The 24,757-nt window shown below is 71.0% G+C and carries 18 protein-coding genes and 1 pseudogene; 12 read left to right on the forward strand and 7 right to left on the reverse strand.

Annotation, left to right across the window (positions count from 1 at the left end; translation table 11 throughout):
• Positions 1–192: 192 nt before the first annotated feature.
• A complete protein-coding gene (locus DEW08_RS22480) occupies positions 193–1,647 on the forward strand; it encodes a flippase (protein WP_109331527.1) in 1,455 nt (484 codons plus the stop codon).
• Positions 1,648–1,676: 29 nt separating this feature from the next.
• On the opposite strand, the gene DEW08_RS22485 is transcribed toward DEW08_RS22480, so the two are convergent.
• Positions 1,677–2,354, reverse strand: a complete 678-nt coding sequence (locus DEW08_RS22485) for a zinc-ribbon domain-containing protein (RefSeq protein ID WP_109331528.1) — start codon at positions 2,352–2,354, stop codon at positions 1,677–1,679.
• Positions 2,355–2,560: 206 nt separating this feature from the next.
• Here DEW08_RS22485 and ftsE point away from each other — a divergent pair, with 206 nt between their 5' ends.
• The 6 genes from ftsE (at position 2,561) to DEW08_RS22515 (ending at position 7,318) form a co-directional block, all read left to right on the forward strand.
• Positions 2,561–3,241, forward strand: coding sequence for a cell division ATP-binding protein FtsE (ftsE, locus tag DEW08_RS22490; RefSeq protein ID WP_109331529.1), 681 nt, complete (start codon positions 2,561–2,563; stop codon positions 3,239–3,241).
• Between the two features lie 10 nt (positions 3,242–3,251).
• Positions 3,252–4,148: a cell division protein FtsX gene (locus DEW08_RS22495; RefSeq protein WP_245986890.1), complete on the forward strand. Its 897-nt coding sequence runs from the start codon at positions 3,252–3,254 to the stop codon at positions 4,146–4,148.
• The gene (locus DEW08_RS22500; protein WP_245986891.1) at positions 4,145–4,798 is read left to right on the forward strand and encodes a YdcF family protein; all 654 of its coding nucleotides are present in this window, start codon (positions 4,145–4,147) and stop codon (positions 4,796–4,798) included. The genes DEW08_RS22495 and DEW08_RS22500 overlap by 4 nt, the downstream gene beginning before the upstream one ends.
• A gap of 159 nt (positions 4,799–4,957) precedes the next feature.
• Positions 4,958–6,448: a carbohydrate-binding domain-containing protein gene (locus DEW08_RS33570; protein ID WP_109331530.1), complete on the forward strand. Its 1,491-nt coding sequence runs from the start codon at positions 4,958–4,960 to the stop codon at positions 6,446–6,448.
• Positions 6,449–6,620: 172 nt separating this feature from the next.
• Positions 6,621–6,812, forward strand: a complete 192-nt coding sequence (locus DEW08_RS22510; RefSeq protein ID WP_109331531.1) for a hypothetical protein — start codon at positions 6,621–6,623, stop codon at positions 6,810–6,812.
• 311 nt (positions 6,813–7,123) lie between these two features.
• Positions 7,124–7,318, forward strand: a complete 195-nt coding sequence (locus tag DEW08_RS22515) for a hypothetical protein (protein ID WP_109331532.1) — start codon at positions 7,124–7,126, stop codon at positions 7,316–7,318.
• Here DEW08_RS22515 and DEW08_RS22520 read toward each other — a convergent pair.
• Both DEW08_RS22520 and DEW08_RS22525 read right to left on the reverse strand, forming a co-directional pair.
• Positions 7,284–8,579, reverse strand: a complete 1,296-nt coding sequence (locus DEW08_RS22520) for a pentapeptide repeat-containing protein (RefSeq protein WP_109331535.1) — start codon at positions 8,577–8,579, stop codon at positions 7,284–7,286. The two genes, DEW08_RS22515 and DEW08_RS22520, sit on opposite strands and share 35 nt — an antisense overlap.
• A gap of 75 nt (positions 8,580–8,654) precedes the next feature.
• Entirely contained in the window at positions 8,655–10,814 is a 2,160-nt protein-coding gene (locus DEW08_RS22525; protein ID WP_109331536.1) for a hybrid sensor histidine kinase/response regulator, read from the reverse strand.
• Between the two features lie 484 nt (positions 10,815–11,298).
• Between DEW08_RS22525 and glgX the strand changes: the two genes are divergently transcribed.
• Positions 11,299–13,659 (forward strand): glycogen debranching protein GlgX, encoded by a 2,361-nt coding sequence (gene glgX / locus DEW08_RS22530; protein ID WP_109331537.1) that lies wholly within the window; start codon positions 11,299–11,301, stop codon positions 13,657–13,659.
• Positions 13,660–13,720: 61 nt separating this feature from the next.
• Here glgX and DEW08_RS22535 read toward each other — a convergent pair whose 3' ends face one another.
• Together DEW08_RS22535 and DEW08_RS22540 are read right to left on the reverse strand one after the other, a co-directional pair.
• Positions 13,721–14,065 carry a hypothetical protein gene (locus DEW08_RS22535; RefSeq protein WP_109331538.1) on the reverse strand — a complete coding sequence of 115 codons (345 nt, stop codon included), beginning with the start codon at positions 14,063–14,065 and terminating at the stop codon, positions 13,721–13,723.
• Positions 14,066–14,077: 12 nt separating this feature from the next.
• Positions 14,078–14,473 carry a cyclic nucleotide-binding domain-containing protein gene (locus DEW08_RS22540; protein WP_245986893.1) on the reverse strand — a complete coding sequence of 132 codons (396 nt, stop codon included), beginning with the start codon at positions 14,471–14,473 and terminating at the stop codon, positions 14,078–14,080.
• A gap of 256 nt (positions 14,474–14,729) precedes the next feature.
• Between DEW08_RS22540 and gpmA the strand changes: the two are divergent.
• Positions 14,730–15,475, forward strand: a pseudogene (gpmA, locus tag DEW08_RS22545) (2,3-diphosphoglycerate-dependent phosphoglycerate mutase).
• A gap of 58 nt (positions 15,476–15,533) precedes the next feature.
• On the opposite strand, the gene DEW08_RS22550 reads toward gpmA, so the two are convergent.
• Together DEW08_RS22550 and DEW08_RS22555 are read right to left on the reverse strand one after the other, a co-directional pair.
• Positions 15,534–17,126 carry a hypothetical protein gene (locus DEW08_RS22550; protein WP_245986895.1) on the reverse strand — a complete coding sequence of 531 codons (1,593 nt, stop codon included), beginning with the start codon at positions 17,124–17,126 and terminating at the stop codon, positions 15,534–15,536.
• Positions 17,127–17,505: 379 nt separating this feature from the next.
• Complete coding sequence (locus tag DEW08_RS22555) at positions 17,506–19,821, reverse strand: helicase-related protein (protein WP_109331541.1); 2,316 nt, start codon at positions 19,819–19,821, stop codon at positions 17,506–17,508.
• 405 nt (positions 19,822–20,226) lie between these two features.
• Between DEW08_RS22555 and DEW08_RS22560 the strand changes: the two genes are divergently transcribed.
• The 3 genes from DEW08_RS22560 to DEW08_RS22570 are packed head-to-tail and all read left to right on the forward strand — an operon-like array spanning position 20,227 to position 24,665.
• Positions 20,227–21,069 (forward strand): WecB/TagA/CpsF family glycosyltransferase, encoded by an 843-nt coding sequence (locus DEW08_RS22560; protein WP_245986897.1) that lies wholly within the window; start codon positions 20,227–20,229, stop codon positions 21,067–21,069.
• A 3-nt stretch (positions 21,070–21,072) separates the two neighbouring features.
• Entirely contained in the window at positions 21,073–23,439 is a 2,367-nt protein-coding gene (locus tag DEW08_RS22565; RefSeq protein ID WP_245986899.1) for a GumC family protein, read from the forward strand.
• Positions 23,436–24,665 carry an endo-1,4-beta-xylanase gene (locus DEW08_RS22570; protein ID WP_109331543.1) on the forward strand — a complete coding sequence of 410 codons (1,230 nt, stop codon included), beginning with the start codon at positions 23,436–23,438 and terminating at the stop codon, positions 24,663–24,665. Before DEW08_RS22565 ends, DEW08_RS22570 begins: the two co-directional genes overlap by 4 nt.
• Positions 24,666–24,757: the final 92 nt, after the last annotated feature.

Below are 24,757 nucleotides of genomic sequence, written 5' to 3' on the forward strand. Positions count from 1 at the left end.
GGCTGCCCCGCGACTTCCCTCAATGCCCAGTGTTCGCTCCCCGTGGGTCCGCCTACCGTAAGGGCGCCGCGCCATGGCGTTTGCGGTGCAGCACGACCTGGGTGAAACAAGGGCAGGAGCGGATGAGGCGATGATGGCAGGCTGGCTGAACGGCGTGCCGGGCGGATCGGACCGTCACGCGGCGGGAACGCCATGCTGACGATCCTGCGGAACATCGGGCTGCTGACCCTGTCCACCGTGGTGACGACGCTGTGCGGGCTGGTGGCGACCGGCTGGCTGGCGCGGGCGCTGCAGCCGGAGCAGTTCGGCGTGATCGGGTTCGGCACGGCGCTGGTCGGCTTCTTCTCGCTGCTGGTCAATTCGGGCATCGCCACGCTGGCGATGCGCGAGATCGCGCGTGATCCCGGCTGCGTGCCGGAACTGACCGGGACGGTCGTCTCGCTGCGGCTGACGCTGTCGCTCGTCAGCTACGGGGCCTTCGCGGCGGTGCTCTTCGCGCTCGACCTGCCGGCCGACGCCCGCGCCGTCTATCTGGTGCAGGGGGTGCAGCTGATCGCGCAGGCGCTGGTGCTGGACTTCGTCTTCGCCGGCATCCAGCGGATGGGCGCCATCGCCCTGCGCCAGATCGGCACCGCCCTGCTGACGCTGGGGGCGACGGTGCTGCTGGTGCACGACAGCGGCGACACCGCCATCGCCGCGGGCATCACCGCCGGGTCGGCGGCGGTCAACGCCCTGTGGATCTGGATCGGCTATGTCGCCCTGTTCCGCCGGATGACCTTCCGCTTCTCCGTCCGCCGCTGGTGGGACCTGCTGGCGCAGTCCGCCCCGATCTCCATCGGCGGCTTCGTCTGGATGGCCTATCACAGCACCGGCGTGCTGGTCCTGGGGCTGATGCGGCCGGCGGCCGAGGTCGGGCTCTACAGCGCTGCCTACAAGGTGGTGACGCTGGTGGTCATGCTGGCCCACGTCATCCGCAACGCCTTCCTGCCGCCGCTCGCCAACGTGTATGGCGACCGGCCGGCGATGCAGGCGGGGGTGCGGCGCTTCGTGGTCACCATGGCGGCCATCGCCGTGCCGGTGACGGTCGGCGGCATGGCCCTGGCGCCGGAGATCCTGGCGGTGCTGTTCGGCCCGGCCTTCGAAGGCGCGCGGGAACCGATGCGCATCATGATGGCCGGCGTGCCGCTGCTGTTCCTGGTGATCGTGCTGGGCGACCCGCTGCTGGTCTGGCACCGGCAGAGGCCGTACATGATGGTGATGCTGGTCTGCGGCATCGCCAACGCGGCGCTGTGCTTCGCGCTGACCCCCTTCCTCGGCGCTCTGGGAGCGGCGACGGCGAGCGTCACGACGGCCGCCCTGATGCTGGTCGGCATCGCCGGCAACCATATCCGCACCGTCGGCCTGCTGCCGGCCCGGCCGCTGCGGCAGGCGGGCCTGAGCGTGCTGCTGACCTTCGCCGCCTATGCGCTGTTCGCCCTGGGCGCCGCGGACTTCACCGGCCACCTCGTCCCGGTCGCGGCCTTCCTGGTGAAGGGTTGCGTCATCGTGGCGCTGTGCGGGCTGGCGATGATGGTCACCGGGCTGCTGCCGGTGGTCCGGATGGCCGGCGCCTGGCGCCGCTCCGCCGGGCAGCAGGCGCGGGCCTGAGCGTCAGCCGCCGTCGCCCGGGGCGCGCGTCAGCCGCCGTCAAAGGTGACGGTGATCTCCGCCACCGCCCCCGGACCGGAGCCGGGATCGGGGTGCGCGGCGCGGAAGGTGGCGACCTCGCCGGGCAGCAGCGTCGCGGGCGCCGCCTCCAGCGTCCAGCCCGGCAGCGGGGCATGGTCCTTGCCGAAGGGCAGCACCTTCACCCGCGGCACCGGCCGCTGGCTGTCCGAGACGTTGACGATCTGCCCCTCGACCTCCAGGACCGTGGCGCCCCCCTCGGCCTTCTGCCGGGAGCTGACGTTCTGCAGCTTCAGCCCGGCGCCCGGCGGCTCCACCGGCAGGCCGGCCGTCTCGTAGAGCAGGGAGGCGGGCGGCCAGAGCGAGACGACCGCCTCGCGGCCGAGCGCCAGCCCGCCGGCCACCAGCAGGACCGTCGCCGCCAGCGCCGCCCAGGGCACCAGAGCCCGGCGGTCCGGGCCGCTCCGCCTGCCGGCCGTCTGCCTTCCGCCGCCGGCCGACCGTTTCGCAGGCGGACGGATTTCCGTCACCTCCTCCGCCATCACGGTTTCGAGGCCGGCCTCTTGCACCGGGGGCGCCTGCCACCAGATGTGGCCGCATTGCGAGCAGCGCACGCGGCGCCCGTTCGGCCCGACCGACGCATCGTCGAGCGTGTACCGCGTGCTGCAGGTCGGGCAGGAGACGATCATCGTTCCGGTCGCGAAAAAGGGGACATGCGCGTTATAGATAGGAGTAGGCGGCAGCGCAAGGAACCGCCCGTACCGGCAGCCCCGCGCCCGGCGCGTCGCTGTGGACGGGGGGTGCCGCACGGGTGCATTGTCCGGGTGCGCGTGATGCGGGGTCCTCGCGTCCGGCGGGTCCGCGTCTTGCGGGGTGAGAGGGCTTTGGTGGCATCGTGATTCGCTTCGAGAATGTCGGCCTGCGCTACGGCACCGAACCGGAGGTGCTGCGCGACATCAGCTTCACGCTGGAACCGGGCTCCTTCCACTTCCTGACGGGGGCGAGCGGGGCCGGCAAATCCTCCCTGCTGAAGCTGATGTACCTGGCGCACCGGCCCTCGCGCGGGCTGATCACGCTGTTCGGCCGCGACATGGCCCGCGCCACCCGCGCCGACCTGCCGGAACTGCGCCGGCAGATCGGCGTGGTGTTCCAGGACTTCGCCCTGCTGGATCATCTCTCCACCCTCGACAACGTGGCGCTGCCGCTGCGCATGTCCGGCTCCCCGGAGGTGGAGGTGCTGGAGCATTGCACCGAGATCCTGCGCTGGGTCGGGCTCGGCAACCATCTGCACGCCCTGCCCTCCACCCTGTCGGGCGGGCAGAAGCAGCGGGTGGCGATCGCCCGCTCGGTCATCAACCGGCCCCGGCTGCTGCTGGCCGACGAGCCGACCGGCAACGTCGACGACGGCATCGGCATGCGCCTGCTCTACCTGTTCGAGGAGCTGTACAAGCTCGGCACCACGGTGGTCATCGCCACCCACAACGAGGCGCTGATCCGCCGCTTCGACCACCCGCGCCTGCATCTGGAGAACGGCCGGCTGCATGTCGTGCCGCCGGAACGCGCGCGGTGGGCATAAGGAGCCGGCCATGCTGACGATGCTGGGCCTGCGCAGGCGCTTCGACCTCCCCCTGGCCAAGGATCCCTCCTCGCGCTTCCTCGTCTGGATCACCGCGCTGATGGTGTATCTGGCGACGCTGTCGCTGTGCGGCGCGATGGTCGTCTCCGACCTCGCCCGGCGCTGGGACAGCGGGCTGGCCGGCGGGCTGACGGTGCAGATCGCGCCGCTCGCCGGCAACGGCGCCGCTCCGCTGAACGAGCGGGTCGAGGCGGCGCTGACCGTGCTGCGCTCCACCCCCGGCATCCGCAGCGCCGGCGCCCTGTCGCCGGACGAGACCGGACGGCTGCTGGAGCCCTGGCTGGGGCCGGGGGCCGCCGACCCGCTGCTGCCCATGCCGCGGCTGATCGACGTGGTCACCGACGGGCCGGTGGACACCGCCTCGCTGGCCGAGCGGCTGAAGTCGGCGGCCCCCGGCGCGACGCTGGACGACCATGCGGTCTGGCTGGCCGACCTGCGCAGCTTCGCCCGCGCGCTGGAGGGGGCGGCGCTGGCCGTCGTGCTGCTGATCGGCAGCGCCGGCGTCATGTCGGTGGTCTTCGCCGTCCGCGCCGGGCTGGCGATCCACCGCAACCTGGTGGAGCTGCTGCACCTGATGGGCGCCACCGACCGCTATGTCTCGCGCCAGTTCGAGGCGCATGTGACGGGTCTGGCGCTGCGCGGCGGCACGGTCGGGCTGGTCCTGGCGCTGGCGACGCTGGGCGGCGTGATGCATGCCGCGGACCGGCTGCAGGCCGGGCTGCTGCCCGACGTCGGGCTGCAGCCCTGGCAATGGGGCGTGCTGGTGCTGGTGCCGCTGGCGGCCGCCCTGCTGGCGACCGCGACCGCGCGCTGGACCGTGCTGCGCACCCTGGAGTCGCTGCCGTGACCGGTCGCGCCGCGCCGCCGGGCCGCCGCCGCGACAGGCTGGCGCGCGTCGCCGTCCGGCTGGCGGTGGCCGCCCTGCTGCTGGGCGGGCTGTGGGCGGGCGGGCTGGCGTGGTTCGCCGCCGACGTGCCGCGCAACGCCCCCGATCCGGCGGGCGCCGAGGCGCAACGGCAGACCGACGCGGTGGTGGTGCTGACCGGGGGAAGCGGGCGGCTCGGCACCGGGCTGGAGCTGCTGGCGGCCGGCCAGGCGAAGAAGCTGTTCGTCTCCGGCGTCTATGACGGCGTCGAGGTGCAGGAACTGCTGAAGCTGTCGCGCCGCCGCCCGCACGACATGGAATGCTGCATCACGCTGGGCTACACGGCCGACAGCACGATCGGCAACGCCTACGAGACGGCGGACTGGATGCGCGAGCAGGGGTTCCGCTCGCTGCGGCTGGTCACCGCCAACTACCACATGCGGCGAAGCCTGCTGGAGTTCCACATGGCGATGCCGGACATGGAGGTGATTCCCCACCCGGTGGTGGCGCCGACCGTGCATCTGGCGGACTGGTGGATGTGGCCGGGCACCGCCAACCTGTTGATGAACGAGTACAACAAGCTGCTGCTGGCCTACGGCCGCTATCTGATCGGCCGCGCGCTGGGCGACTGACGGCGGCGGCGGAGCGGCGGCGCTGCCCCAAAAAGTCCCGCCTCCTTGTCATCCGCAGACCACACGCATTTTAATAATAATCCCGTCGAGCCATCGCCCTACCACCGATTATCGGTAAGCGGGGTGTCCGGAATACTTGCAAAGAGGACAGGCAGAAAAATGGCGGGAAGCACCTTTACCGGGACCGGCAAGACGGTGGTCGTGATCGACAGCGGCTGGGGCTCGGCGTGGGACAAGGGGAAGATGGTCTACCAGTACGACTTCGGCGAGCGCGACGGCGACGCGCGCAGCTCGAACCCCAATGCCCACGGCGCACGGGTGACCGCCACGGTCCTGAAGAGCGCGCCCGACGTCAACGTCATCGAGCTGAAGGTGACGGACGCCAACGGGTCGGCCGACACCGCCACCATCGAAAGGGCGCTGCAGTGGGTGGTGAAGAACGTCGACGCCTATGACATCGCCTCGGTGAACCTGTCGATGGTGTCCGGCGCGGCGTCGAGCCACACCAGCTCCGCCCTGTCGGACGAGTTCGCGGCGCTGGCCGCCAAGAACGTCGTCACCGCCGTGGCGGCCGGCAACGCCGGCTACAACGCCGCCCGCAGCGTGTCGGTCTATGCGGCCGATCCGAACGTGGTGTGCGTCTCCGCCTCCGACGGCGACGGCGGGTTCCCGAGCTGGTCGCAGCGCAACTCCAAGGTCACCGACCTCTGCGCCGACGGCGTGATGGTGCCGATCAAGAACCTGGCCGGCCAGACGCTGAGCTACGGCGGCTCCTCCTTCTCCGCCCCGCAGGTCGCGGCGGCCGCGGCGCTGGTGCAGCAGGCGTCGGAGAAGCTGTACGGCAAGAGCCTGACGGTGCGCGAGTTCGTCGACCTCGCCCGCTCGACCGGCAAGGTGCTGAGCAGCAGCGACGGCTTCATCGAGCTGAACACCGACGCCATGCTGGCCAAGCTCGCCAAGGGCGCGCCGCAGGGTCCCCAGGTGCCGGCCCCGTCGCAACCGTCGACCGACCTGACCTCCATCGTGATCAAGGCGCACGGCTCGGCGGCGGGCGGCGTCAACCCGCACTTCAACCTGCTGGTGGACGGCAGGAAGATCGGCGAAGGCTGGGCCGGGGCGACGAAGGACTTCACCTTCAAGACCAAGCTGGCCGCCGATCAGGCCCACAAGATCCAGATCCAGTACGACAACGACGGCGTGGCGAACGGCCAGGACCGCAACCTGCACATCGACAAGATCACGATCAACGGCCACGCCATCGCCCCGACCGATTCCATGGTGCGCTACGACAAGGGTGCGCTGGACGGCCGCGACGTCGCCGCCGGCCAGTCGACCATGGCCTGGAAGGGCACGCTGGTGGTGAATGCCGGCAAGGGCTACTTCCCGGGCACCACCGCCAAGGTCGCCGAGGCGGACGACCGCCAGGACGCCGGGGACGCCGGCCACGACGCGGCGCTGGCCGACTGGACCTATGCCGCCACCGCCGCCCATGCGGCGAGCGACGCGGCCCGCTCGGCCGGCGCCGACCACGCCGGTTATGCGACGGCCGAGTATGCGACGGCGCATGAGGCCGCCGGCCACGACTGGCACGACGGCCCGGCCGGCCACGGGCAGCACCTGCTGCACGGCGCCGACGCGCTGGCCGCCTGATCCCGGCGAAGCCCGGCCCGGCGGCCGGGAGGACGGGCCGGCGGGGCAAAGGGGTGGAACGCCGCAATGGCCGACTTCCCCCCTTCCCGCGGACGGGAACATGCTATAGTCGGGATCGCGCCGCATCGCCGGCGCGGTCCCGTCCCGCTGCCCCGAAGCTCCCCGAACCCCCATGTTCATGGTCGATGAAGAGACGGCTGCCGCGATCCAGAACGCCTTCTGCGAAAAGGGCGAGTGGGCGGCCGTGGTCGAACTGCGCCAGCACTTCAAGATCAGCGACAATGCCGAGGCGCTGAAGGCGGTCCGCGTGATCGCCGGCTGGCGCAAGCCGCGGATGCAGGCCGATCTGACCTCCGGCGGATAGGCCCCCTCCCAAGGCCGGTCCCGGTGCCGGCGGCGATGGGCTTCGGTCCTATGCCGGGAAGGCGCCGCATGCCGGCCTTCCGGCAGAGCGGGGGACGGGGCCTGGGCTTGCGGCGATGTGACTTTTGCCGGTCTTGCGGCCGGCGGCCACGGCCGGTACCGTGTCCGCACGCCCGACAGACACGACCGGCAGCGACAGCGCAGGATTTGCCCCGATGCCCCCCTTGAACCGGGAGCCGTCGGGCACTAGCTGCTGAGGCGGCCCGCGCGGGCGTTCGACAGCAACCCCGACAACCGACAGCGAGACGACCGATGAACGACCTGCCCCACCGGCAGACGTGGCGCTGCCGCGTTGCCGAACTGCTTCAGGACCCGATCGCCCAGGCGCTGCTGCGCCGCGACCGGCTGACCGACGCCGCGGTGCTGGCCCAGCTTTCGCCCATCGCCGACCATCTGCGCGGCGCCGGGTCCCTCAGAGCTTCAGCCCCGCAACACCATCCAGATTGACGCCGTCCAGCAGGGCGCGGCGCTCCACCTTGGCGCCGAACAGCTTGGCGCCGCTGAGGTCCGCCTTGCCGAGGTCGCAGCCGATCAGGGTGGCGAAGGAGAGGTCGGCCCCCGACAGGTTCGCGGTGCGCAGGCAGGCCCCCGACAGGTCGGCATAGCGCAGCCGCGCGCCGGACAGGTCCGCGCAGCGCGACCGCTGCTCGTCGAACACCAGCGAGCGGAGGTTGACGTTGCGCAGGTCGGCGTTGTTCAGCTTCGCCCGCTTCAGGTTCACGCCGCGCAGGTCGCCGCCGGCCAGCGTCGCCCCGCGGAAATCGGCGTTGTCCAGGGTCGCCGCCTGCAACTGCACCCCCGACAGGTCGAGCCCGTAGAAGGTCCCGCCCGACGCCCGCAGCATGGTGAGGCAGGCATGGGCCAGCGACGGCGCATGGCGCAGGTCGAAACCCGAGAGATCGAGCGCCGTGCCCTGCGCCCCGCCCGACCCCACCCAGGCCATGTGGTCGTGCAGCAGATCCTCCAGCGACCGGCCGAGTTCGGCGATCACCCGGCCGACCGGCTTGTCGGTCAACGCCTCGCTGGTGTCGGCGTCGGTGAGGTCGGTCATGACCATCGAGGTGCCGGTCAGCACCGCCCCGCGCAGGCAGGCGCCCCGCAGGTCGGCGCCCGACAGGTCCGCCCCCTCCAGGTTCGACCCGCTGAAGTTGGCGCCGCGCATGGTGGCGCGCACCAGCTTGCATCCCTTCATCACCGCGTCGGTGAAGTCGGTGTGGATCGCCATGGCGCCGGACAGCCGCGCGTTGGTCAGGTTGGCGCCGGAAAGGTCGGCGCCCGACGCCTCCGACGGGCGGGACTCGATCTGCAGCAGGCGGAGGTTGCCGTCGCGGTCCTTCTCGGCCAGCGAGCCGTCGCGCAGGTCGGCCTCGAACAGGTTGGCGCCGACGAGGACGGCGCCGCGCAGGCAGGCGCCGCGCAGGTCGGTCTTGATCAGGCTGGCGCCCTCCAGGTTCGCCTGGCGCAGATCGGCGGCGAACAGGGCGGCGCAGTCGAGCTTCGCCCCCGACAGGTTGGCGCCGCGCAGCACCGCCCCGGTGAAATCGGCATGGGCGAGGTCGCGGTGCGACAGGTCGAGGTGCGACAGGTCGTGGAAGGACAGGATCGCCCGCGCCCCGCCGATGCGGGCGTTGCGGAACATCTCGTGCCGGCGCACCGCCTGGTCGAGCTGCATCTGGTCGAGACGGATCATGGGTCGTTGCTGGGTCATGGCGCGCCGAACCTGGTCGTTGCGCAACTGTCGCGCGCCGCCGCTTCAGATTTGGTTAAAATGTCACGCGGTCGGTCACGCCGCCGTCTGGCGATGCACGGGGCGGCCGGGCGGCCCGACGGACAGGGCGGCCAGCGCCTCCCGGAGCTGGTCCGGCGGATAGGGCTTGTGCAGCAGCCGGCATCCCGCCGCCGCCGCCTCGCGGATGCGTTCGGCGGCGGTGTCGCCGGTCATGACGATGGCGGGGACCGGGCCGCCGGTCATCTCCGCCACGCGGCGGATCACCTGGACGCCCGTCAGGGAGCCCGGCAGGCGGAAATCGGTCACCACCACGTCCGGCCGCTTGCCGGAGGCGCGCAGCAGGTCCAGCGCCGCTCCGCCGTCGGCCGCCGCCATCACCTGATGCCCCCAGCTCTCCAGCAGCATCGTGACGCCGCTGCGCTGAACCGGATCGTCCTCCACCACCAGGATCAGGCGCGGCGCGGCCGGACCGGCGGCGTCCCCCGCCGTGCCGGCCGACTCCTCGCCCCGCCGTTCCGCGCCCGAGACGGGCACGGTGATGGAGAAGACCGAGCCCTGGCCGTAGCGCGAGCGCACCTCCACCACATGGCCGAGCAGGGCCGCCTTGCGCCGCACCTTGGAGAGGCCGAGGCCGAGGCCGTGGCGGCTGTCGCGCTCCGGATTGCCGAGCTGGACGAAGTCCTCGAAGATCGCGTCGAGATGTTCGGTCGGAATGCCGGAGCCGGTGTCCCACACCTCCACCCGCAGCCACTGGCCACGGCGGCGGCAGCCAAGCACGATGCGGCCCTCGCGGGTGTAGGTCACGGCGTTGCGCAGCAGGTCGCGCAGCATCCGGGTGAACAGCGCGCGGTCGGTGCGCACCGTCGCGTCGCAGGGCAGGACGCGGAACTCCAGCCCCTTCTCCGCCGCCGCCGCGCGGAACTCGGCGCCCACCGTCTCCAGCACCGGGCCGATCGGCACGTCGGCGACCTCCGGCCGGACCACCCCGGCGTCGAGCGTGGCGACCTCCAGCAGGGCGTGCAGCAGGTTCTCGCCGCTGTCCAGCGCCTGCCCCATCTTCTCGCCGATGGAACGGTCGCGCGGGTCGGCCAGCCGCTCCATCAGCAGATGGTGGAACAGCCGCAAGGCCTGGAAGGGCTGGCGCAGGTCGTGGTTGGCAGCGGAGAGGAAGCGTGCCTTGGCCTGGTTCGCCCGTTCCTTCTCGGCCAGCGCCCGCACCAGCTTGTGGTTGAGCGAGCGCAGGTCGGCGGTGCGGTCCGCCACCCGCTGTTCGAGCTGGGCATTGGCGTTGGTCAGCGCGCGGCGGGCCTGCTCCTCCCGCCGCAGGCTGCCGAAGCCGATCCAGGCGATGGCGCCCAGCGCGACGAGGCCGAGGAGGACCAGCCCAAGCCCGCGCTGCAGCCGGGTGTGCCAGGACAGCAGGATCGTCGCATGGGGGACGGCAACCGCCACGGTGACCGGCACGGTGCGCATCTGCTTCAGGCCGACCAGCACCGTGCGGCCCTCCAGAACACGGTCGCGCAGCACCGTCTCCTCTCCCGCAACCAGCGCCGGCAGCGCGCCGAGAGTCGCCGCGCCGGCCCCCGCCAGCCGGCGGCCGTCCTGCCGGAACAGGCCGGCCGTCACGTCCGGCCCCATGCTGAGGTTGCCGGCGACCGACGACAGCGCATCGGGCGGCAGGGCGAGCAGCACCGCCCCCTCCGTCGCTCCGGACGGACCGTGCAGCGGGCGGGCGAGGATGACGGCGGTGCGCCCGTCGACCGGGGCGGTGGTGATGAGGGTGCCCGCTCCGCCCGCCGGAGCGCTGCCCGCCGGGTCGAAGAGCGCCTGCATGTCCGCCGGCGGCAGCGGCGGCGGCGCGCCCGCCAGGGGCCGGCCCTGCGGATCGACCGCGGACAGCACGCCGAACTCCCCCGCCGCCAGGATCGCCTTGACCGAGGGACGCTCCAGAATCCCGATGCCGCGCTCCTGCTCCGTCAGGATGGCGAGGCGCAGCAGGGTGGTCGAGGCGCCCTCCAGCACCGTCTCCACATGGCCGCCGAGCAGGCGGGCGGCCTCGCCGACGCGCTGTTCGGCGCGGTGCAGGGTGTCGAACCGGTCGAGCAGGCTCATCACCCCCCAGGCGCCGACGCCCAGCAGGCCGAGCAGGATGGTGCCCGCGGCAAAGACGGTCTTCAGGGTCGGCACCAGGGCATGGGCAGGAAACCGGGACATCGGCAGCGCGGTTGGTCTGGGTGACCACCGGCGGCGGACGCCGGGTGGTGGGGACGGGGGGTGGAGCGGTTCAGATCAGGCCGGATCGGCGGACGGCGGAAGACTCGACGACAGAGACAGAGATGGCTGAACCATTGGTTGCCGATCCCGCGGCAGACGAGCAGCAGCTTGCCACAGAGGATGGAACGGGCCGGCTTCTTGCCACGAAACGGTAATCATCAGTCTGCCGAAGCGGTAATCGTTACTTTGCTCTATTTACGCTTTCGGACCATACCATGGCAGGCATTCCGCAGCGACCCGCCATCGAGGCTATATCAATGCTCATACGGCGCCGGATCTTTGGGATGGATCCTTCAGGACGGGTTATCGCGCGGACGGCGATGCGGCTGCGGACTCCGGCGTCGGGGATCAATGAGGCGGCCGGCTTGTTCTTCCATCACCGGCGCAGCCCCCTGCGCAGTCTCCCCATCGTGCGAGGCCCAGATTGAAGAAGTTTCCCGCCGCCCCGCAGGTTTCCCGCCGGTCCCGGATCCGGGAAGGCCTGCCCTACCCGCTCGGCGCCACCTGGGACGGGTTGGGCGTCAATTTCGCGCTGTTCTCGGCCAATGCCACCAAGGTGGAGCTGTGCCTGTTCGACCAGGAAGGCCGCCGCGAGCTGGAGCGGATCGAGCTTCCGGAATACACCGACGAGGTGTGGCACGGCTATCTGCCCGACGCCCGGCCGGGCACCGTCTACGGCTACCGCGTCCATGGCCCCTACGAACCGCGGGCCGGCCACCGCTTCAACCCGAACAAGCTGCTGCTCGACCCCTACGCCAAGCACCTGATCGGCCCGCTGCGCTGGTCGGACGCCCATTTCGGCTATCGCGTCGGCTCGCCGCGCGGCGACCTGTCCTTCGACCGGCGCGACAGCGCGCCCGGCATGCCGAAATGCGTGGTGGTCGACCCCGCCTTCACCTGGGGCAGCGACCGCCACCCGGCGATCCCGTGGGAACGGACGATCATCTACGAGACGCATGTCCGCGGCTACACCATGCGCCACCCGGCGGTGCCGCCGCAGCATCGCGGCTCCTTCGCCGGGCTGGCTCAGCAGGAGGTGGTGGACTACATCCGTTCGCTGGGCGTCACGGCGGTGGAACTGCTGCCGGTCCATGCCTTCATCGACGACCGCTATCTTCTGGAGAAGGGGCTGCGCAACTACTGGGGCTACAACTCCATTTCCTTCTTCGCGCCGGACCCGCGCTATCTCGGCACCAGCCGGATCTCCGAGTTCAAGGAGATGGTCGCCCGCTTCCACGAGGCGGGGATCGAGGTGATCCTGGACGTGGTCTACAACCACACCGCCGAAGGCAACGAGATGGGGCCGACCCTCAGCTTCAAGGGGATCGACAACGCCTCCTACTACCGGCTGGCGCCGGACCCGCGCTACTACATCAACGACACCGGAACCGGGAACACGCTGAACCTCAGCCACCCGCGCGTGCTGCAGATGGTCAACGACAGCCTGCGCTACTGGGTGACCGAGATGCATGTCGACGGCTTCCGCTTCGACCTCGCCACCATCCTCGGACGCGAGCCGCACGGCTTCGACCAGGGCGGCGGCTTCCTCGACAGTTGCCGGCAGGATCCGGTGCTGTCCCGCGTCAAGCTGATCGCCGAGCCGTGGGACTGCGGCCCCGGCGGCTATCAGGTCGGCGGCTTCCCGCCGGGCTGGGCGGAGTGGAACGACAAGTTCCGCGACACCGTCCGCGCCTATTGGAAGGGCGACGAGGGCAAGCTGCCCGAAATGGCGGCCCGCCTGACCGCCTCGGGCGACCTGTTCAACAAGCGCGGGCGCAAGCCCTGGGCCAGCGTCAACTTCGTCACAGCCCATGACGGCTTCACGCTGAACGACCTCGTCTCCTACAACGACAAGCACAACGAGGCGAACGGCGAGGACAACCGCGACGGCCATTCCCACAACATCTCGTGGAACCACGGCGCCGAGGGGCCGACCGACGACGCGGAGATCCGGGCGCTGCGCCTGCGCCAGATGCGCAACCTGCTGGGCACGCTGCTGCTGTCGCAGGGCACGCCGATGATCCTGGCCGGCGACGAGTTCGCCCGCACCCAGCACGGCAACAACAACGCCTATTGCCAGGACAACGAGATCAGCTGGATCGACTGGGAGGACATCGGCGAGGACGGCCATGCGCTGACCGAGTTCGTCCGCCGCGTCATCGCGCTGCGCCAGAGCCATGCCCTGCTGCGCCGCGGCCGCTTCCTGACGGGGGTGTACAATCCCGACCTCGACGTGAAGGACGTCACCTGGGTCACCCCGGCCGGTACGGAGAAGACCACCGAGCAGTGGCAGGATCCGATGGCGCGCTGCCTCGGCATGCTGATGGACGGGCGGGCGCAGGCGACCGGGATCAAGCGGGTGGCCGGCGACGCCACGCTGCTGCTGATCATCAACGCCCACCACGACGTGGTGCCGTTCAAGCTGCCGGAGGTGGCGGGCGGCAGCCAGTGGATCTGCCTGCTCGACACCGGCGAGCCGGAACGGCTGGAGGTCTCCACCGCCCGCAGCGGCGACGACGTCCCGGTCAACGGCCGGACCCTGATGCTGTTCGAGCTGATGCCCGACCGCCGGGCCGACACCGCCCTGCGCGCCGCCGCCCGGGCGATTCGCGACACCGCCCAGGCGGTGCCGGCCGAGGCCCTGGCCAGGCCGGAACCCGCCGTCCCCGCCGACGCGCTCGGCGAACCGGCGGAGGTCGAGCCGGTGGGGGCCGGGCCGGCGGACCCCGTGGGGACGCAGGAGGACATGCCGGCGCAGAGCGATGCCGAGTCGCCGGCCGAGTGACGCGAGAGAGGCGGGCGCGGCCCGTCCGGCCGGCGCAGGCACGGCCGGACGGGCCGCCCGATCAGTGCGGGGGAGCGCTGGTCGGCGTCTCGCCGCGGATCGTCAGCACGACGCCGTCGTCGGCGGAGGCCAGGTCCTTCGACGCGTCCCGGGGAATGGGGATCTTCTGCCGGCGGCAGAACAGCAGGAGCAGCGCCAGCGTTTTGCTGGCGGTAAAGGCGATGTCGCGCGATTTCGTCGCGCCGCTCTGCTGGATCTGCACCACCAGACCGCCGCCCGGCTTGGGTGTCACCGTCGTGACGACGCCGAGCGGCAGGTCGGACTGGTTCGGCACCTTCTGGTACCAGGCGAGGGCTTTCTTGAGAGCCGAGTTGGTGAAGAACAGCTCTCTGGTCTCGATGATCATTCACAGGCCAATTCAGGCCCGGCCGCCCTCCAGCCCCGGATTCAACCGGAACGTGATCGCACGACCCAGTTTGGAGTCCCGCAGAAGGATCTGCTTGTTCTCCAGCAGCTTGATGGCCCGGTTCACGTTGGGCCGCTGCATGCCCAGCGCATCAGCCAGTTCGGACTGAAGCACCGGAACGGATCGATCGAAATGGAGCCGCCGGCTCAGGTAGGTGAACACGCGAAGGGCCTCCAGAGTGATCTCGCGGTCGGTCGACACGGCCCTGGAGAGGAGGTCATGATGCTGCATGGCGGCCTCGAAGCGCAAGGTTTGTACGACAAAAGGGGTGGAACACCGCCGGCGGACGCCACCGGTGCGACCGTCGATACCGGCCGGGTCCGGCGGCCGGAGCAGGGTCGGGTTCATCGCGCAATGCGCGTACCGTCCGCCTCTCCCGGCCTGGATCCCTAAAATGCCAGCATTTTCGGTCGGGATAAGGTTATCCACCCAATGTTGTCCGAGTGTGTCTCCACGATTTCGCGCCTGACATATTGCAGCATGCACCGTGTAATATCGGAACTCCCCCCGCCGGGAGGGCGTTTGATGAGCCGGAACAAGATGTCGCGGCCAGCCCGCAGCCAGGGACCTGCGGTTGCCGCGCGTTGAGGAGGAGGTCCAAGCCATGCACCGACTCGTCCTGCTGCGGCACGGCCAGAGCGTCTGGAACCAGGAGGACCGGTTTACCGGCTGGACCGACGTCGGCCTGACCGAGCGCGGCATCGCGGAGACCCGGCAGGCCGCGGCCCTGCTGACGGCCGCCGGGTTCGACTTCGACATCGCCTTCACCTCGGTCCTGACCCGCGCGATCAAGACGCTGCACATCGTGCTGGAGGACATGGACCGGCTGTGGCTGCCGGTGCACAAGCACTGGCGCCTCAACGAGCGCCATTACGGCGCCCTGCAGGGGCTGAACAAGACGGAGACGGCGGCCCGCCACGGCGCCGACCAGGTCTTCCAGTGGCGGCGGAGCTGGGACATCCCGCCGCCGCCGATCGAGCCGGACAACCCCGCCTCGGCGGTCGGCGACCGGCGCTATGCCGGGATCGCCAAGGCGCAGCTTCCCGCGGCGAGAGCCTGAAGGACACGACGGAGCGCGTCATCCCCTTCTGGCAGGGCGAGATCGGCCCGGCGCTGCGCCTCGGCGCCCGCGTCCTGGTCGCAGCCCACGGCAACAGCCTGCGCGGTCTGGTCAAGCACCTGGACGGCGTGCCCGACCAGGACATCCCGCTGTTCGAGATCCCGACCAGCCGCCCGCTGGTCTATGAACTCGGCGCCGACCTCCTCCCGCTGCGCCGCTATTTCCTGGGGGAGAACGGAACGCAGGAGGAGATCGTCTGGCCGCGGCGCAAGGCCAGCACCGCCGCCTGAGCGGACGCCCCGGCCCCGGCTCTCCCGTCAGGGCTTTCCGTCGGGGCGGGGCTTCCCGTCAGGAGTGGATCCAGAAGGCGGACTCGGCGAAGCGTTCGCCCTTGAACCAGTCGGGCGTCCCCGTGCCCAGGCGGAAGTTTCTGTCGCCGGCCTGGCTCTGCAGCGCGGAGGTCACCTCGCCACCGGCGTTCCGGATCGCCTGATGCGACTCCGTCTCCGGAACGACCGCGACGATGTGTCCCGACTTCCCGTCCTCCTTGCGCCGGGCGACGATCAGCCCCACCGCCCCCTGGTTCACCTCCGTCTGCAGCTTGGTCAGGGTACCGGTCTGACGCCATCCGAACTGCGGGCCGAAATCGCGGAGCCAGCGGAACAGGTCGTTGGCCCGCTGCTCGTCGACGGTGTCGGCATAGCGCGGGGAGACCGCCATGCCCTGCGCCAGCGCCATAAGCGCCTTCTGCGTCCACCAGACCCGCGGCAGGTAGACGCCGGCGAGGTGGCAATAGTCGTGCGCGTAGATGTTGCAGTAGGTGCTGCCGTCGGCCGGCTGGTAGCGGAGGTGCTTCGAATCGTCCACCGCCAGCCAGGCCACGATGCGGATGAGGGAGCGGCACAGATCTGCCGGCGTGTCGCCGGTGCGCCCCGGCTGGTCGGGCTCGTTGAGCGACAGCGCGCCCGCCTTGTCCGCCCGGCGCGTCACCTGCCCCGGCTTGCGCGGGAGGTCGGCCCGCGGGAGGTCGATGACCGGCGCCGGAGCGGGCAGCGGCTGTCCATCCTGCACGGGTTCGAGGAAGGCCATGGCGGCGAAACCGCGCAGGAACGCCCCGCGCAGGCTGGTCTCAACCTCCAGGAAGCCGTCGACCGGCACCCCGGTGACCGCACGCACCTCGTGGCCGTCGGGCAGGTCGCCGATGACGTTCGCCGTCAGGTCGGCCGGATCCCTCTGCGGACCGCTGCGCAGCCGGAGCGTCCCCGAGGTCGTGTCCACCCGGAACCGCGGCCCTGCCGCCGTCACCGGCGTCGGTTCGCGGACCAGCGCCCGCCCCGGCGGCCGGGCTGCCACGATCGGCTGGTCGAAGGAGCGGATCAGGCGAAGATAATCGTAGATCGCTTCGCCATAGTAGCGCCCCCCCGACGAGCTGCCCTGCTTCAGCCCACGCTCCGGCTTGTAGCTTCCGGTGTTGTAGGCTATTGCGACGCAGGCGAAGTCGTAGTCGCCCAGCGCGGTCCTGCCGCCCCAGCCGATCCTCTCCATGGCCAGCCGCAGTTCTTTCAGAACCCGCTTCAGGCACTCCCCGAAGTCCATGTAGAGCCGCGACAGGAAGAAGTTCTTGTCGGTCCGGCAAAACTGAAGATCGTATTGGAAGATGCCGAAGCCGTGAACGAACTTGTGCGGCTTCTTTGAGGCGGGCAGGTAGTCCGGAACATGCTCGGCCACCTCCTCAAGCGCCCTGCGGGCGACGGCAAAAAGCTGGGGACCGTCCGGCGAAGCGATCAGTTCCTCATAGGTCCGCGGGAACGCCCGGCGCCCGCGGTCCTCGTCGAGCGTGTCGCCGACGCACAGCTCGAGTATCCTGCCGGTGGGAAGTCCCTTCAGACAGAGCGCCGACCATATATAGCCGGTTTCCTGGTACGCGACGGCGGTGAGCATATCGACATCGAATGGCGTTCCCTGGATTTCCGGCGCGATGACTTCGGAAAACTGCTCCCTGAACCACCGCACACTGTCCCTGTTCGGCATGACCTGCCTCCGTTCGAAAGCCGCAAGGCATCGGGCCGACCGGATGGCGTGGGGAAGGCGGATCAATGGTCGAGAGAAAGCGACATCGGCCAGACGACACGCCACCTCCGCCGTCCACGACGGATGCTGGCATGATGGTCAGGCAAATTTACCTTAGCGAGTCAAATTCCGGGATTATTTCAACCGGGCGGACCGGCGCAGGGTGGTACCCATAACCGTTACGGGCAGATACCCCCGGCGACCGCGACGCCGCAGGTCCCGGGCCGCGCCGGAAAAGGGAGACCCGGACTCAGGCCGTGCCGGCCGTCGTGCGGCGTCCGCGATGGCCGGCGCCGCCCTTGCCGCGCTTCTTGCCCGGCAGCGGATGATGGTAGTGCGGGTGCCCCTCCGCCGGGGCGGGCGCCTGCTTCCCGGCCCCCGGCTTGGCGGCCCCCGACGTGATGGCCCCCGACGTGACGGCAGCCTCGCCGTCGCGGCGGGCACCGTCCCGCCGCCCGCCGCGGCGCTGCTCGATCCGGCCGCTGTAGCAGGAATCGCAGACGCGGAAGCGGTGATTGGCCTTCAGCCGCGTGCCGCAGACCGGGCAGGCGCGCGCCAGCGAGCGTTCCGCCAGGGTCCGCTCGATGAAGGCGTTCAGCAGGGCGCGGCGTTCCTGGCACAGATCCATGTCGGGATAGGCGTCGGGGAAGCGGTAGGCCAGCCAGGCATAGGCCGTCAGCTCCTTCACCGCCCGTTCCGCCCGCTCCAGCTCCACGTCGGTGCCGACATGGTGGCGGAAGCGCTCCGCCTCGTCGGGGGCGGCGTTGGGAATGCCCTTGCCCTGGTTGATCGCCCAGCGGGCCAGCAGGCGCAGGTTGTTCTGGTCGCGCACGTCGATCGGGCAGCGCGCCAGCATGTCGCGCTCGGCCAGCGGCAGCTTCGCCTTGTCCACCGCGGCGGCGGCCTGGATGCGCTGCTCCAGGTCGGTCATGCGGAAGGTCTGGTTGGCGCGCAGCAGCTCCTGCCCCGCCGTCCGCAGCACCTTGGCGAGGCTGTCGGTGTCCAGCTCGCGGGCGATGGCCTCGACATGGGTCAGGTTGGGGCTGATCCAGGAGCGCGGGTCCTCCGGCGGCACCGGCGGCGAGGTCAGCGCCCGGCGCACCGGGTTGATGCTCTCGCCCTCCAGCACCGCGACGCGGCCTTCCTCATGCATGCCGAAGCGGCCGGCGCGCCCGCCGATCTGGCGGATCTCGGACGGGGTCAGCTCGCGCTCCTCCCGGCCGTCGAACTTGCGGGTGGTGGACAGCACGACGCGGGCGACCGGCAGGTTCAGCCCCATGCCGATGGCGTCGGTGGCGACCAGAACGTCGGCGGTTCCCTCGCGGAAGCGGCGCGCCTCGGCGCGGCGGACCTCCGGCGACAGGGCGCCGTAGATCACCGCGACGGTGTGGCCGCGCGCCAGCAGGTCGCGGCGCAGCGCCATGACGTCCTTGCGCGAGAAGGCGACCACCGCGTCGCCGCGCCGGACCTCCGCCAGGGGCACCCGCTCCTCCTGCACGCGCAGCGGCGACTTGCGGGTGAACTCGACGACCTCCAGCTCCTCGCCCATCGCGTCGGCGAGACGCTTGACGTAGGGGATGGCGTCGGCCGAGCCGGTCATGATGATCTCGGGCGCCGCCACGCCGGCCACCGCCTGGGTCCAGGCCCAGCCGCGGTCGGGGTCGCCGATCATCTGGATCTCGTCGATGACGCAGGCGCCCCAGATGCGGGAGGTGTTGACCATTTCGATGGTGGAGGAGGTGAAGGCGGCGCCCGGCCGCACGTCGCGCTCCTCGCCGGTGACGAGGCTGCAGGGACGGCCGCGCGTCTCCAGCGCCTCCTGCCCCTCCAGAGCCAGCAGGCGCAGCGGGGCGAGGTAGCAGCCGCTCTCCGCCTCGGCCAGCCGGTCCATGGCGGCGTGGGTCTTGCCCGAGTTGGTCGGGCCGACGAACAGCCGCAGCCGGCGCAGCATGGCGCGCGCGGTGGCGAAGCTGTCGAGATAGACGCCGAGGCCGGAGGCGTCCTCCAGCCGTTCCCGCCGGACCTTCAGGCCGGCACGCGCCGCGGCGGTGGAGAAGGCCTCCTCCAGCGCGTCGAGCAGGGTCTGCAGGCGCGGGATGCGCCCGCCGAAGCCGGCGACGCGCCCCAGCTCGTCGGCGAAGCCCTTCGGCCGCCAGGCATCGCCGAAGCTGGCGGCGCGCTGCGCCATCGAGGCGACCCAGCCGTCGACCCGCGCCTTCGCCTTGTCGATGGCCGGCGATCCCAGGCAGGCGGCCTTGACCTGCTTGCCCAGCAGCTTGGCCTGCGGACGGCCGAAGCCCTCCTCGGCGGTCATCAGCCCCCACAGCTCGGCCTCGACGTCGGGAAGCGGGCCGATGGCGACGCGGAAGCGAAGCTTCAGGTTGCGGTCGGTGCCGGGGATGGCGACCGTGTGGGCGACGGCGACCGAATAGCGGGCGGGAGTGCTGTCGGCGTCGATCTCGATCCCGTCGCCCCTGACCGCCGCGGCGACGAGGCGCAGGGCGGCGCGCCGGTCGGTTTCGTCCGCGGTGCCGGGCTGGCGGGTGTTGGGGAGGTCGTCGCTCATCGGTCGTGCCGTGTTGTTCTTGTCGTTTTACGGGATCCGGCCGCCGTCCGGCAGGCGGATCCGAAAGAAGGCGGCCACCAGAGGCCGGGTCATATCCCGCTCAACAGAGCACAGCGGCGGGCATATCCGGTCCTGCGCCGGCAAGGTCCCCTATATGGGCTGAACCGCATGCCCCGGCAAGCCGATTCAGCGGGCCGAGGCGAGGCCGGGCTAACCCGACTCCGCCTCGGCTTCGCCGAACTCACCGCTGCGAAAAAGGGGTTCCGCCGGCCACATAGAACCACGTGCGGGACCGGCCGCTGCCCGGACGGGTTAGCCGGACCCGCAAGCGGGTCCATGCGGCGGACGGTGCCGCGGACCGTGTCGCGACCCGGATTCATCAGGGAAGTCATTTGGGAGATGCGCATGCCGACTCCTCGTGAGGTCTTCGCACTGATCGAGCGGATGCGGTGCATTTCAAGCGAGGCCGAACGCCGCGCGCTGGTCGCGGAGCTCGGCGCCGTCGAGCGGCCGACCGTGCTGTCCTTCCTCAACGCGCATGCGGTCAACCTGTGCATGAGGTCGCAGGAGGCCCTCGGCGCGTTCGACCGGTCGGATCTGCTGCTGCGCGACGGCGTCGGGCTTCGCATCATCATGCCCTGGCTGGGTCTTCCGGCCGGCTTCAATATGAACGGCACCGATTTCATTCCGCTTCTGCTGAAAAGCCTGCCCAAGCGCCGGGTCGCCGTCTACGGCACCGCCACGCCGTGGCTGGAGCGCGCCCGCGCGCATCTGGAGACCGTGACGCCGCACGTCTACGCCGACCTGCAGCACGGCTTCCACCCGGTGGAGCATTACGTCCGACAGGCGCGGCGCAGCCGGCCCGACCTGATCCTGCTGGCGATGGGGATGCCGCGCCAGGAGGCGGTGGCGGCGGAGCTGCGGGCGGCGCTCGACCACCCCGTGCTGATCGTCAACGGCGGGGCGATCGTCGATTTCCTGGCCGGCCGCTTCAGGCGCGCGCCGGAGAACCTGCAGCGGGCCGGCTTCGAATGGGCGTTCCGCCTGCTGCAGGAGCCCAAGCGGCTGTTCGGCCGCTATGTCGTCGGCGGCTTCGGCTTCGCCGCCACCGCCTGCCGCCTCCGCCTGGCGGCCCCTGCCCTGCCCGCCCGGCGGCCCCGGCCGGCCCCCCTCCGCCCGGCCGCCCGCTCCGCCGTGCGCCGATCCTCCGGTACCGCCGCACCAGCGCCCATGCATAAGGAGCTTTGAGACGTGGAAAACCTTCCCCAGATCAACCGTGGCGGTCCACCGGCCCACGCCCAGACCCAGGTTCCGGGCTGGCCGGCCGTTCCCGGTCCCACGCCGCGCGCCGATTACGAGGGGCAGGCCCCGGCGATGGGCCCTGACTTCCGTTTCATCCTGCGCGTGCTCGCCGCGCACAAGCTCCTGATCGCCGTCATCGTCGTGGCGCTGACGGCGACGGCGGCGTTCGGCGTGTCGCTGCTGAAGGACCAGTACAGCTCCGAAGCGCTCCTGCTGGTGGACAACCGGCAGGTCCGGGTGGTGCGGCCGGAAGACCAGATGCTGGGCTCCATCCCCGCCGAGGATTCCTCCATCCTCAGCGAGATCGAGATCCTGAAGTCCACCGCCGTGCTGTCCCGCGCGGTGGAGGACCTGAAGCTGACCGGCAATCCCGACTTCAACCCGCCGGCCCAGCCGGCGCCGGCCGAGGCGAACCAGCCCTTCGCGGCGCGCGCCACCGCCTATCTGCGGGACCATGCCCGGCAGATCTGGGGCGAGGACCTGCCCGGCCCGGTCGCCGCCCTGCTCGACCACGGCGACGGCATGGCGCGCGACGCCGTCCAGCGCGAGGCCTACGCCTCCACCGGCATCGACGGCATCCTCGACCGCATCCGGCGCAAACTGGACGTCGCCATCGTCGGCCGGTCGCGGGTGATCCAGGTGCGCTTCACCGACAAGGATCCGGAGATGGCGCGCGACATGGTCGACACCATCGTCCGCCGCTACATGGAAACCCGCCAGCAGATGGACCGCGACCTGTCGACCAGCGCGGTGGAATGGCTGAAGGACCGCATCGACGCCCTGCGCAGGGAGGTCGCCGAGGCCGACCGCAAGGTCGACGAGACCCGCTTCCGCGCCGGGCTGGTCAAGGGCGGCAACAACGGGCTGATGGCGACCGGCGAGCTGGAGCAGGCCCGCCTGCGGCTGGCCGAGGCGTCGGCCAACCGCGCCCGCGCCGTCGCCCAGGCCGAGGCGCTGGAGCGCGGCGCCCGGTCCAGCGGCAGCAGCATCGCCTCGCCGGTGGTGGCCCAGCTCCGCGCCACCGTCGCGGCGATCTCCACCGAGATGGCGCAGCTTTCCCGCCAGTACGGCCCCAAGCACCCGCGCATCATCGAGCTGCAGGCCCGGCTGAACGAGGCCAACTCCGCACTCGCCAGCGAGACGCGGCGCGAGATCGACGGCGTGCGCGAGGCGGCCAACGTCGCCATCGCCCAGGAGAACGCGCTGAAGGCGATGATCGCCCGGCTGGAGAGCAGCTACCAGACCATGACCGAGGAGGCGGTGCCGCTGCGCACGCTGGAGGCCGAGGCCCAGGCCAAGCGCCAGCTCCTCGACAGCCTGCTCGGCCGTCTGGAGGAGGTGCAGGCCCAGCAGGACAACCGCGCCTTCCCGACGGCGGTCAAGCTGGTCTCCGCCCCGCAGGTGCCGCGCAGCCCGTCGGGCCCGTTCCGCGCGCTGCTGCTGCTCGCCGGCTTCGTGGCGTCCTTCGCGGTGGCGATCTTCACGGTGTTCGGCGTCGAGCTGCTGCAGCGCCGCATCCGCACCCCGGACGCCGTGCGCCGCATCCTGGGCGTCGCCGGCGTGCACATCCTGCCGCACCATTCGACCCGCGGCGTCCACGGCCGGCTCTACGAGCTGTTCCAGCGCCATCCCTTCTCGCTGTTCAGCGAGTCCCTGCGCGCCCTGTTCCGCAACCATCTGGCCGATCTCGGCCCGGTCGGCTCGATCGCGGTGACCTCGGCCCGGCCGCAGGACGGCAAGACCTCGCTGAGCCTCGCCGTCGCCCAGGTGGCGAGCCAGGCGGGCCGCCGGGTGGTGGTGGTCGACACCGACTTCCGCCGGTCGCGGATCGACGGGCTGTTCAACCTGTCGGCCAAGCGCGGCCTGTCGGACTGGATCGCCGGCGAGGCGGCCCTGGACGAGATCGTCCACAGCGCCGACGACGTGCCGTTCGACGTGGTGCCGGCCGGCCGGCTGATGTCGGAGACGCTGGACCGCTTCAACGTCGACTGCCTCGTCCATCTGATGGCCGGCCTGTCGCCGCGCTACGACCTGGTGGTGTTCGACACCGCCCCGGCGCTGGCCGTGTCGGACGCCCGCATCGTCTGCGCCGCCGCCTCCAGGGTGCTGTTCGTCACCCGCTGGGGCCACACCACGGCGAGCGACCTGCAGGCGGTCGCCGACCTCGGCCCGATCGACCACGAGAAGTTCGTGTGCGTGATGACCGACGTGAACCTGAAGAAGGCGGCCTCGCGCGGCTACCAGGGGCCCTACAGCAGCTATGTCGCCACCCGGAAATACTACGGCGGCAACCGTACGCTGCGGGCGACCTCGTGACGGGCGTGCCCCTGTCCAGGCGGGCGGCACTGCTGGGGGCGGCGGGCGCCGCCGTCCTCGGCACCTGCCGGGCGGCGAGCGGACCGGCCCCCGCCGAAGCCGCGAGCCGCCCGGCCGAGCCGGCGGTGACCCTGCGCGAGATGTGCCGCAAGGCCGGCATCCTCCACGGCGCCGCCCGCGACCATTACGTCGATCCCGAGGATCCGATGCTGGACCGGCTGATGGCGCGCGAATGCGACGTCGTCACCCCGGAGAACGGCGGCAAATGGGTCCTCTTCCAGAACCGCGAGGGCCGGTTCGACTGGAGCCGGTTCGACGCGGCAGTCAATCTGGCGCGCGACATCGGTGCGAAGCCCAACTGGCACACCATCCTGTGGCAGCACATGGGCACGCCCGACTACATGAAGCTGCCCAAGGCCCGGCAGGCGGAGCTGGGCATCGGCGAGGACGCCTATTTCTCGCCGGACGGCACGCTCGGGCCGGAGAACTACTGGCAGCGCTTCACCGACGCGGTGGCGCGGGTGAAGGAGCGCTACGGCGACATCTTCTACCGCATCGACGTCGCCAACGAGATGTTCTTCTGGGAAACGGTGGAGAGCCATCCCGAGGAGCAGGACCGCTTCGGCTTCCGCAAGGGCATGTGGTGGGTCGCGGCCGGCGGGGACAAGGGGCCGGAATGGCTCGACCCCTTCTTCCACCATGTCCGCAAGGTCTTCCCCAGCGCCAGGCTGGTGCTGAACGAGTTCGGCGTCGAGCTGGACGAGGGGTGGGAGCAGCGCAAGCGCGCCTATCTGCTGGACTGGCTGACCGGGGCGGTGCAGCGCGGCGTGCCGATCGACGGGCTGGGGCTGCAGAGCCACCTGATCGGCGGCCGGCCTTACGACAGCGCCGGCATGCGCAGCTTCCTGCGGGCGGTCGACCGGCTGGGCCTGCCGATCCACGTCACCGAGCTCGACGCCGACGAGACGCGCCTGCCGCGTTCCTGGTCGCGGGAGGAGAAGGACCGGCGGCTGGCGCTGATGGTCGGCGAGTACCTGAAGGACCTGCTGGGCCATGCCCGGGTCGCCGAGATCTGCTGGTGGCACCTGCGCTCCGACCTGAACTTCATTTCGAAGATGCACCCGCAGATGAAGCCGCAGCCGTCGCCCTACGACGCGCGGTCGCGCCCGACGCCGATGTACGAGGCGGCGGTGCAGGCCCTGCGGGCGAAGACGCGGGCGGGGTAACCCCGTCCACGACGCTACCACGTCCGATCGCCCTGGCCGGCCAGCCTTCCGCACCGGTGCGGCGACGCGGGGAATGCCTAGAGTCTGGAAGC

Origin of the sequence: Azospirillum thermophilum (assembly GCF_003130795.1) — a bacterium.
Lineage (GTDB): Bacteria > Pseudomonadota > Alphaproteobacteria > Azospirillales > Azospirillaceae > Azospirillum > Azospirillum thermophilum.